The organism is uncultured Novosphingobium sp., assembly GCF_964277725.1.
Lineage (GTDB): Bacteria > Pseudomonadota > Alphaproteobacteria > Sphingomonadales > Sphingomonadaceae > Novosphingobium > Novosphingobium fluoreni.
This window is the reverse complement of record NZ_CAXYKL010000186.1, coordinates 1-9,657: the sequence shown is the minus strand read 5'-3', so window position 1 is coordinate 9,657 and position 9,657 is coordinate 1. Positions and strand designations below refer to the sequence as shown.

Below are 9,657 nucleotides of genomic sequence, written 5' to 3'. Positions count from 1 at the left end.
ACTCACCCCGCCCGCTTCGGTGCCTTTCGCGCCGGGGCTTTGGCGAAGCTCCAGCCGCCGGCGTTGGGGCGGACGACCAGGGCGCCGATGGAAGCGGGTTCGCCGGCCGCGAGTGCATCGAACAGGCGGGCGATCGCGCTGCCTCTCGCTTCAGCATCCAGTTCGGCGACGATGCGCGCCACCACGCGCAGCGCGATCGCTTTGGGGGCCATCGGCCGATAGGTCATGCCGAACGGATCGCGCTTTACCCGCGCGTTGAATTCCATGTCCGCCGACCAGCTGAGCGCGGCATCCGCGTCGGCGAGATGAGCGGCGCTTTGGGCGATGGCGGGCACGTCCAGCCAGTCCGCGCCCGAGATCGCCTTGCGCAGGCGAGCGCGGTCGAAGCGATCGTCGCGGTTGCTGGGATCATCAGCAGCCGTCACGCCCGCATCGGCGACGACTTGCGCAAGGTCTGACCGCCGCCAGCCGAGCAAGGGCCGGACCAAGGGCAGATCGCCATCCGCGACCCAGCCGCGAGGCCGCACCCCGGCCAGGCCTGCGACGCCGCTCGCCCGGTTGAGGCGCATCAGCAGTGTTTCGGCCTGATCGTCGGCATGATGCGCGGTGGCGATCGCGTGGAGGCTTCGCTGCTGCGCCCAATGCGCCAGCGCCACGTAGCGGGCGCGCCGAGCGCCGTCCTGCACGTTGCCAGGCTCGACCGTGACGGGCAGAATCGCGTGCGGGATATCGAGCGAGCGGCACAGCGCGGCAACATCCGCCGCCTCGATCGCGCTTTCGGGCCGCAAGCGATGATCCACCGTCGCCGCCTCCACTCGTCCCGGCAAGGCCGCCGCCGCCAGGAGGAGGAGAGCCAGACTGTCCGGTCCGCCCGAAACCGCTACGCCCAGCCGGGGCGCGGCCGGGGCGTTCATCTCCGGCCAGACCATGCGCAGGGACTGGGCGAAACGCCCAGCCCGTTCGTCAGGAATGCTCACCCCGCAAAATGCGGCGTCAGCTGCACTTCAAGCCGCCCTTGGTCGTATCGTATACGCTCTTGAGGCGGCCGGCGGCCTCGGCAGCGTAAGTCGAACCAAACTCCGACAAGGCGATGCAGGCGCGCTTGGTGTCCTGCAACTGCTTCATCGAGATGGCGAGATAGAGCAAGCTGTCAGGCGCACGATCGCCGCGCTTGTCGGCCTGATAGTTCTGGACGAACCACTTGGCCGCTTCCAGGGCATTGCCATCGTCCAGGTAGGCGCGGCCCAGCAGATTGCGGCCCCAGCTGGCGCGTGAGCCGCGCGGGTACTTTTCCAGATACATCTTCAACTGCTGCTGCGCCTCGGGATAGAACTTGGCTTCCCACAGGCGATAGCCGTAGCTGTATTCGTCCTCCTCGGCGTTACCGGTGCTGGGCTTGACGATGGCGCTGACCGCCTGAACGCGCGAGGAGCTGGGCGCTGCGGCGGCTGGGGACGGTGTGGGGCCAGGTGTAGGGGTCGGGCGCGGCGCAGGCGCTGGCGTGGCGGTGCCGCCCGCGATCTGGCCGGAGGGCGTGGTGCTGACCGGAACGCCCGCATCGTTCGTCGCCAGCGGCTGCGTGCCGGTGCCGATGCTCGTCCCGGTGGTGGACGGCTGCGTGGTCGCCAGCTTCGCTTCCAGCTGGGTGATGCGATTGCTGTTCTGTTCCACCTGCCCGGTCAGCCGCGCGACCTGGCTTTCCAGCGCATCCATGCGGGTGAGTACATCGGTCATCGCGCTGGTGGACGGCAGGCGCGTGCCTGGCGTTGGCGTGGGGGCGGAGATTTCCGGCGTGAACATCTTGTCACCATTACCGGGGAAGACCTTGCGTTGCAGCGCGCGCACTTCGCCTTCGACCTTGTTCAGCCGCAGCTCGGTGTTGCTCTGCGCCAGCGCGGGCAGCGCCGTTCCCGCCAGCATCAGCGCCAGGACAGCACCGCTGGCTTGCCGCAAGCCGGTCAGCCGCGAGGGCATCAGTACCATAGCCGATCAATCTCCCTTACCGGGCCGCCCATGGGGCCACCCGCATCACCGCCCGCAGGCGTTCCCGATCCTAGATTTGCCTCAACCGCCGGCCCGTGTCGAGCAGGGCCTACTGCGCCGTAGTGGATACCGAATTGTCCTGAGGCGCATTGGCCGGTGCCTCGATACCTCGCAGCATGTCATCCATGCGCGGGGCTGGTGGCTTATCGTCCCGATTGCCGCCCACTTGCTGGCGGATGGGTTGCAGGCGCGTCGTGGTAGCGACCGGAGCGGAGGAGGTCGGCGCAGGCGAAGTCGGCGCCGCGGCGGGCGCCTGCCCCGCGGGGCCGATCCGCTCCACCAGAGCCGCCGGGGTTAGCACCACACCGCTGACCACCTGGGGCTTGTCTCCCAGCATCGCCAGTGCCCTGCCGCCGACGGTGATCTGCAACTTGTCCGGACGACCGGTGCGCAGTTGCGGGTTCTGCGCGTCAGCCGGGACGGTGTAGCTTTCGCCCTGCGCCAGTTCCTTCTGGAATAGCTGGTCGCCCTTGTTGTCCGTTACCTTCACCCAAACGCGCGGCGCCATGGCCGTGAGGATGACCGGCCCGGCGGGCGTTGCCGGTTGCGCTTGCGGCGCACGGGCTATGCTGGGCGCGGCGGCCACTTGCCTTGCATCGGGCTCCAGCGGCGGCAGCTGCCCCTCAGGCGAAAGGAAATTGGTCCAGTAGACCAGCAGCGCGCCCGCCACGATGACGGCCAGCAGGCCAGCCGCCCACGCGATCCGCGTCGGCGGCACGCGCGCGGGATCGCCGGGTTCGAAGCTGGGCAGCGTCGGCGGGCGGGAGGCGGGTTGCGCATCGATCTGGCGGCGAACACGCGCGGCGATGTCCGCCTCGTCCAGGCCGACGGCGCGCGCATAGGAACGGGAGAACCCGATCGCATAAGTCGGTGCGGCAAGGTCGGTGAACCGGCCTTCCTCTATCAGGATGAGATGGCGTTCGGCCACGCGCGTCTGCGCCGAGATATCGCCGAGGCTGAGCCCCTGCGCCTCTCGGGCGGCACGCAATTGATCACCGACGCTGGTGGGCGACGAAGAGATGCTCGGCGTAATGTCGTGTTTTTCCATGCCGCTCCCGACCGGCGGTTGATAGGGGGCTTCCGGATGGAGACAACGCGGTCCCGACGGCGAAGTCAACCGGGTGTCACGCTCGGACAGGTGCTTTTCGGAGGGTAAAAGTGAACGCAGGATGACAGATACGTATTTAGGCCCAGGTCAATCCACGGAGATGCCGCGTTCCTGCGCCCAGTCCGTCAGCACTTGGCGCAGGTTTTCCGGTGGATTGGCCAGCCAACCCTCCATGGCCGCACGAATTTCCCCGACATTGCACTGGCCGATCATCGCCTTGAGCGGTCCGACCGAAGCGGGGGTAATCGAGAGACGTTCGATCCCAACGCCGATCAGCGCCAGCGCTTCCAGCTGCCGTCCGCCCATCTCGCCGCAGACCGTGGTGTCCACATTGTAACCGTCGAGCGAGCGGACCACGCGGCGCAGATACCGCAGGATCGCCGGGCTGAGCCAGTCGTAGCGCTCGGCCAGCTTGGGATTCGCGCGATCGGCCGCGAAGAGGAATTGCGTGAGGTCGTTGGTGCCGATCGACAGGAACTGGATGCGGGGCGCGATCAGGTCGAGCTGTTCGGCCAGCGCCGGCACTTCCAGCATCACGCCATAGCGGATGCTCTCCGCCACGCGCTTGCGGCGGCTGCGCAGGAATTCCAGCTGTCCTTCGAAGACCTTGCGTGCGGCCTCGAACTCCCACGGTTCGCTGACCATCGGGAACATGACGTTCAACGTCCGCCCCGCCGCCGCCTCGATCAGCGCGCGCGCCTGGACTTTCAGCAAGCCATCCCGCTCCAGAGCGACGCGCAACGCGCGCCAGCCCATCGCCGGGTTCTCCTCACCCTCGCCGTCATCGTGGCGCAAGTAGGGCAACGTCTTGTCACCGCCGATGTCGACGGTGCGGAACATCACGGGCTTGTTGCCCGCCGATTCCATCACTTCGCGATAGAGCCGCGTCTGCCGCTCGCGCGCGGGGAGCGTGGCCGAGACGAGGAACTGGAACTCAGTGCGGAACAGGCCGATCCCATCCGCGCCGGTTAGCGCCAGGTTGGCAACATCGTCACGCAGGCCGGCGTTGATCATCACGGTGATGCGTTTGCCGTCCTGGCTGATCGGTACCACGTCCCGCAGGGCCGCATAGGCCGCCTGCCGTTCGCGGCTGCGGCCAAGGCGGGTCTCGAACGCCTCGATCTGTCCGGCGGCGGCGCGGATGGTGACGGTGGCCTGATCACTGTCCAGCAGCAGCGGATCGCCTTCCCGCACTTTGCCGCGCAGGCCCCTCACCCGGCCCAGAACCGGAATGCCCATCGCCCGCGCCACGATGACGACGTGGCTGGTCAGCGAGCCTTCTTCCAGCAAGACGCCCTTTAGGCGGCGCCGGTCGTATTCCAGCAATTCGGCCGGGCCCAGGTTGCGCGCGATCAGGATCGCATCGCTGCGAAGGCCCATGGTGGCGGCCGTGCCCAGCTGGCCCGAAACGATGCGCAGCAGGCGGTTGGACAGATCCTCCAGATCGTGCATCCGGTCTGCCAGCAAGGGATCATCGATCTGGCGCATCCGCATCCGCGTGCGCTGCTGCACCCGCTCGATCGCGGCTTCGGCGGTCAGCCCGGAATCGATCGCCTCGTTGATGCGGCGGGTCCAGCCTTCGTCGTAGGCGAACATCTTGTAGGTCGCCAGGACCTCCTCATGCTCGCCGCCCACGCCGAATTCGGCCTGGTTGGCCATACGCTCCACCTGGTCGCGCATCTTGTCGAACGCCATGATCACGCGAGCGCGCTCGGCCTCGGTGTCCTCGGCCACGACATGCTCGATCGTGATGCGCGGCTGGTGATAGACGGCAACGCCGCTGGCAAGGCCCTTCACCAGGGTCAGCCCGCGCAACTGCTCAGGCCCGGTCTGGCCGGAAGCACCGGCATAGCTATCCACTTCGTCCACCAGATCGGCGTTGTGGATCAGTTCGGACAGAACCATCGCCACCGTCTGCAAAGCCTCGATCTCGATATCGGCATAGCCGCGCGGGTCCACATGCTGGACTGACAACACGCCCACCGCCCGCTCGCGCCGCACGATCGGCACGCCGGCAAACGAGTGGAATTTCTCCTCGCCCGTTTCGGGACGGTACATGAAGTCAGGATGGGCCGTCGCCTCGGCCAGGTTCAGCGTTTCGATTTCCTCGGCGATAGTGCCGACCAGACCTTCGCCCACGGCCATCCGCGTGACGTGGACGGCCTCCTGCGCCAGTCCGCGCGTGGCGAACAGTTCCAGCATCCCCTCGCGCAGAAGGTAGATCGAGCAAACCTCGCTATCGAGACATTCGCCGATCACTTCCACCACGGTGTTCAGCTTGGTTTGCGCGTTGCTGCGCGAAGCCATCACTTCGTGCAGGCGCGTCAGGATATTCCGGGCGGCTTCGACGGCTCCGATGCTCATGTTGTCTCGACTAGCCCAAAGCTCCGGCTTTGGGAACGCAGCGGAACCGCCGAATGTCGCTATTTATTTATGAGGTGAATATCGAAAGGGCCCGATCAATGACGGGCGATCTCTTCCTTGAGGCGAAGTTTTTGCTTCTTAAGAGCTTGTATCGCCACGGCATCGGGTACGGGCCGGCTCATCTCCGATTGGATCTGCCGCTCAAGACCCGCGTGTTTGTTCTGCAAGGCGCTGACGTGCGAAGTTTCCATGGATGGTCCTCCTTTCAAACGCGCCGAACCCGTGTCTGCCGACTCGGCATCATGCGGATGCGGCACAATTGTCATGGAACCATAATAGGGCGGGCTTGCGAAGCGCCGTGATGCCCCATATCGGTGAGCCGCCGCCCGGCTGCGTCGAGCCGGGAGAGCGGTTTTTGATGAATTCCAACGGTGAGGAAGTGCCGCGTGACCGAAGAGGAAATGCGCAAGCGCCTGGAAATACTGCGGGTTGAGCATCGCGATCTCGATGCCGCGATCGATGCGCTGAACGCGGCCGGCTCTAACGACCAGCTGCAGATCGCGCGCCTGAAAAAGCGCAAGCTGCGCCTCAAGGATCAGATCGCCATCATCGAGGACTACCTCATCCCGGACATCATCGCCTAAGCCATTTGCCCGCTTGCGCAGGGCTTTGCATGGACGGCTGACCCGCCGCCACAAATCAGGCGTCGCGTTCCCTTTTCGGACAGGTGCGAATTGACCCGAAAAAAGTAACGCGGGGCCGTTGCCGCGCCTCCCCGTTCGGTCATATCAGAGCGCTATGGGGCATGCAGTTACGATCAATCCACGGATCATAGAGGGGCTTTATTGCGAGGCGCTCGTCCTATCGGACGAAGTGCGCCACGCTTTCGCGCTGAGCGGGCGGATGGGCACTGGCCATGGTGATGACCATGGCGACCCGGAAGACCGCGCCCGCGTCGCCTTGTCGAGCGAGGGGCTGCGCACCACCACCCGCATGATGCACGCGGTGGCCTGGCTGCTGAACCACCGCGCCTACTTCCTGGGCGAATTGTCCGAGTTCCAGCTGCGCCGCCATGGCCGCCTCTCTGCGGACATGCGCCGCTGCGAGGTGGATCAGCTGGCGCTTTTGCCTCCGCCGATCCAGGAATTGGTGCAGACCACGCTGCGCCTCTACGATCGCCTGTTGCGCCTGGATGCCCGCTGGCGCCAGCCTGAGGAAGACCACGGCGCCATCGCCCGCCTGCGCGAACGGCTGGAGCGGCGACTGGCGGGGTGAGCGATATCGGGGCGCAGCGCACCGGAACGCTGCCGCATAGTCGCAAAGGCCGATCCGTCTCCGGCTCGACACCGCCGCCATGAGGCCCCATATCGCCCGTCATGGACGCTCCTGCCGAACCCTCTCCCTACGCCTTGGCCGAACAGGTGGACCCGCTGGTGCGGCGCGTGCTGGCGCACAACCCCTCGGCCTTCACCTACACCGGCACGCAAAGCTATATCGTCGGCAGCGGCGCCGAAGTGGCGGTGATCGATCCCGGCCCCGACGAGGCTGAGCATATCGAGGCGCTGCTGGCCGCCATCGGCGATGCGCGCCTGGTGGCGATCTGCTGCACGCACACGCATCGCGATCACTCACCCGCCGCCTCGCCCTTGTCGGCACGGACCGGCGCGCCGATCATCGGCTGCGCACCGTTGACGATGGACGACGATGGCCCCCGCGCCGACGCCGCCTTCGATGCCTCCTACCGCGCCGATCGCGTGCTGGCCGATGGCGAAACCGTTGCGGGCGATGGCTGGACGCTGGTGGCAGTGGCGACGCCGGGGCACACTTCGAATCACATCTGCCTGGCGCTGCCCGAAAGCGGCGTGCTGTTCACCGGCGATCACGTGATGGGCTGGTCCACCAGCGTGGTCTCCCCGCCCGATGGCGACATGACCGACTACATGGCCAGCCTGCAGAAGCTGCACGATCGGGAAGATCGCATCTACTTTCCCGCCCACGGCCCCGCGATCGAGAAGCCCCGGCAGCTGGTGCGCGGCATGATCGGCCACCGCCGCAGCCGCGAGAAGCAGATCCTGAAGCAGATCGGCGAAGGCCACACCCGCATCGCCCAGATGGTCCCCCGGATGTACAAGGGCGTGGACGAACGGCTGTGGCCGGCCGCGGGCCGCTCCGTCCTGGCTCATCTGATCGACCTGGACCGCCGCGGCTTCGTCACCCCGGTGGGAGAAGAGTGGTTGCTCGCCGCCTGAGCTGGAAGACGGGCTTGCCCGCCGGGGCACATCGAGCGGCCTGGAGGGCACCCATGTCCCCGCTAACCGTTGAAGCCTCATGCCCGATTCCCTCAATTTGCCCGAGCGCCTGAAATCTTCGATCCGAACGCACGTGGTGCGTGTTTTCAACGATGTCGATCGCGGACAGGCCCCTGTGCCGCGCAGCGATCATGCGCTGTTCGCGCCCGGCTCGGTGGTGTGGCGGGTGCATGGCGATGTCGGCGCGATGATGGTCGGCGGTATCGCCAGCCTGCTGCTGCAGATGCTCCACCCCGCCGTGCTGGCCGGGGTGTGGGACCATTCCAACTTCCGCCGCGACATGCATGGCCGCCTGCGCCGCACCGCCCGCTTCATCGCCGAAACCACTTATGCCGAGCGGTCGCGCGCCGAAGCGGCGATCGCCACCGTGCGGCGGGTCCACGATCACGTGTCGGGTACACTGCCGGACGGCACGCCCTACACTGCGAACGATCCGGCGCTGCTGGCCTGGGTCCATGTGACCGAGACCAGCAGCTTCCTGGATGCCTGGATCAGATACGGCGAGCCGCTGATGTCGCTGGCCAAGCAGGATCGCTATTTCGCGCAGATGGCGCAAGTGGGCGAAGCGCTGGGCGCTCACCCCCTGCCCCGCAGCCGGGCCGAGGCGCGTGATCTGATCGCGCGAATGCGGTCGCAGCTGAAGGTGGATGCCCGCACGCGGGAAGTTGCCCGCCTGATCCTGAGCGGCAATAGCACGTCCGCGCTTGGCGATGCACCACGGAAGCTGGCAACGCAGGCCGCCATCGATCTGCTGCCGGATTGGGCGCGGCGAATGCATGGCCTCTCCGTCTCACCGCTGGGAAAGCCCTTGGTTCGCGCCGGGACATTCGGGGTGGCGCAAACCCTGCGTTGGGCTTTTCGCTGACAAGACACCCGACGGGATCGAAACCAAGGTCGACAGGGCACAACGGGGTGGCCATGGACCGTCCCCATGTTTGCCCGCCTCGCCCCCGCGCTGTTCGTCCTGATCTGGTCCACCGGTTTCGTCACCGCGCGCTGGGTGGTGCCGCACGGTGCGCCGCAGCTGATCCTGCTTGTCCGACTGGCAATCACCGCCGCGGTGATGGCCGCAGCGGCGTTCACGGCGCGAGAAGCCTGGCCACGCGGCGCGCAGCTGCGCCGCCACCTGCTGGCCGGGGCCCTGTTGAACGGCATCTACTTATGCGTCAGTTGGTGGGCCGTGCAGCGCGGGATGCCGGCCGGGATCATGGCGCTGCTGGGCGCGCTGCAACCGTTGCTGGTGGCGGTGGGAAGCTTCCTGTTCATAGGCGAGCGCCTGCCCGCGCGCGGCTGGGGCGGGCTGGCCGTTGCGCTGGCCGGCGTGTTCCTGGTGCTGGCGCCTTTGCTGGAGAAAGGCTTGAAAGTCAGCGTCCCTCTCATCGTCGTTGTCGGCGCCTGCACCGCCATCCTCGCCATGGCGGCGGGGACCATGGTCCAGTCCGGCAAGTTGGCGGCGGATGGCATCCGCGTATCCAGCGCGGTGCAGAACCTGAGCGGCGCGATCGTCGCCCTGGTGATCTGCGTGATGGTAGGCGATTATCGCTGGGACAACTCGCCGCAGTTGTGGTTCGGCCTGGGCTGGTCGGTGCTGATGCTGTCCGCCGCGGGCCTTTCGCTGCTGGTCTGGATGACACGCCGCCAGGGCCCCACCCGCGTAAGTGTGCTGCTATTGCTGGTGCCGCCCCTGGCCGCACTGGAATCGCGCTTCCTGTTCGGCGAGCACTTGATGACCGTGCAGATCATCGGCTTCGCCCTGGCGCTGGGGGGCGTGCTGCTGGCCCGATCAGGTCCGAAAAAAGCCTGACGACCCGCATCATCACTGTGGCAAGGGGC

General features: G+C 66.8%; 10 protein-coding genes. 5 read left to right on the top strand and 5 right to left on the bottom strand.

All coding sequences use genetic code 11. The annotated features are described in order from the left end of the window. Nucleotides 1-2: 2 nt before the first annotated feature. The 5 genes from tilS to ACHWRX_RS10315 form a co-directional block, all read right to left on the bottom strand. On the bottom strand, nucleotides 3-977 hold the full coding sequence (gene tilS, locus ACHWRX_RS10335; RefSeq protein ID WP_394659131.1) for a tRNA lysidine(34) synthetase TilS: 975 nt from the start codon (nucleotides 975-977) through the stop codon (nucleotides 3-5). Between the two features lie 16 nt (nucleotides 978-993). Continuing rightward, nucleotides 994-1,983: a tol-pal system YbgF family protein gene (locus ACHWRX_RS10330; RefSeq protein WP_394659130.1), complete on the bottom strand. Its 990-nt coding sequence runs from the start codon at nucleotides 1,981-1,983 to the stop codon at nucleotides 994-996. Nucleotides 1,984-2,092: 109 nt separating this feature from the next. After that, nucleotides 2,093-3,091, bottom strand: coding sequence for a helix-turn-helix domain-containing protein (locus tag ACHWRX_RS10325; protein WP_394659129.1), 999 nt, complete (start codon nucleotides 3,089-3,091; stop codon nucleotides 2,093-2,095). Nucleotides 3,092-3,238: 147 nt separating this feature from the next. Further along, nucleotides 3,239-5,515 (bottom strand): phosphoenolpyruvate--protein phosphotransferase, encoded by a 2,277-nt coding sequence (gene ptsP / locus ACHWRX_RS10320; RefSeq protein WP_058736910.1) that lies wholly within the window; start codon nucleotides 5,513-5,515, stop codon nucleotides 3,239-3,241. 95 nt (nucleotides 5,516-5,610) lie between these two features. After that, nucleotides 5,611-5,766: a YdcH family protein gene (locus ACHWRX_RS10315; protein WP_082668022.1), complete on the bottom strand. Its 156-nt coding sequence runs from the start codon at nucleotides 5,764-5,766 to the stop codon at nucleotides 5,611-5,613. A gap of 195 nt (nucleotides 5,767-5,961) precedes the next feature. On the opposite strand from ACHWRX_RS10315, the gene ACHWRX_RS10310 reads away from it, so the two are divergent. The 5 genes from ACHWRX_RS10310 (at nucleotide 5,962) to ACHWRX_RS10290 (ending at nucleotide 9,628) form a co-directional block, all read left to right on the top strand. Further along, on the top strand, nucleotides 5,962-6,159 hold the full coding sequence (locus tag ACHWRX_RS10310; RefSeq protein ID WP_058736911.1) for a YdcH family protein: 198 nt from the start codon (nucleotides 5,962-5,964) through the stop codon (nucleotides 6,157-6,159). Nucleotides 6,160-6,313: 154 nt separating this feature from the next. Then, on the top strand, nucleotides 6,314-6,790 hold the full coding sequence (locus ACHWRX_RS10305) for a DUF1465 family protein (protein WP_394659128.1): 477 nt from the start codon (nucleotides 6,314-6,316) through the stop codon (nucleotides 6,788-6,790). Nucleotides 6,791-6,891: 101 nt separating this feature from the next. Next, nucleotides 6,892-7,764 (top strand): MBL fold metallo-hydrolase, encoded by an 873-nt coding sequence (locus ACHWRX_RS10300; protein WP_394659127.1) that lies wholly within the window; start codon nucleotides 6,892-6,894, stop codon nucleotides 7,762-7,764. Between the two features lie 79 nt (nucleotides 7,765-7,843). Then, complete coding sequence (locus tag ACHWRX_RS10295) at nucleotides 7,844-8,689, top strand: oxygenase MpaB family protein (protein ID WP_394659126.1); 846 nt, start codon at nucleotides 7,844-7,846, stop codon at nucleotides 8,687-8,689. A gap of 66 nt (nucleotides 8,690-8,755) precedes the next feature. Then, nucleotides 8,756-9,628, top strand: coding sequence for a DMT family transporter (locus tag ACHWRX_RS10290; protein WP_394659125.1), 873 nt, complete (start codon nucleotides 8,756-8,758; stop codon nucleotides 9,626-9,628). Nucleotides 9,629-9,657: the final 29 nt, after the last annotated feature.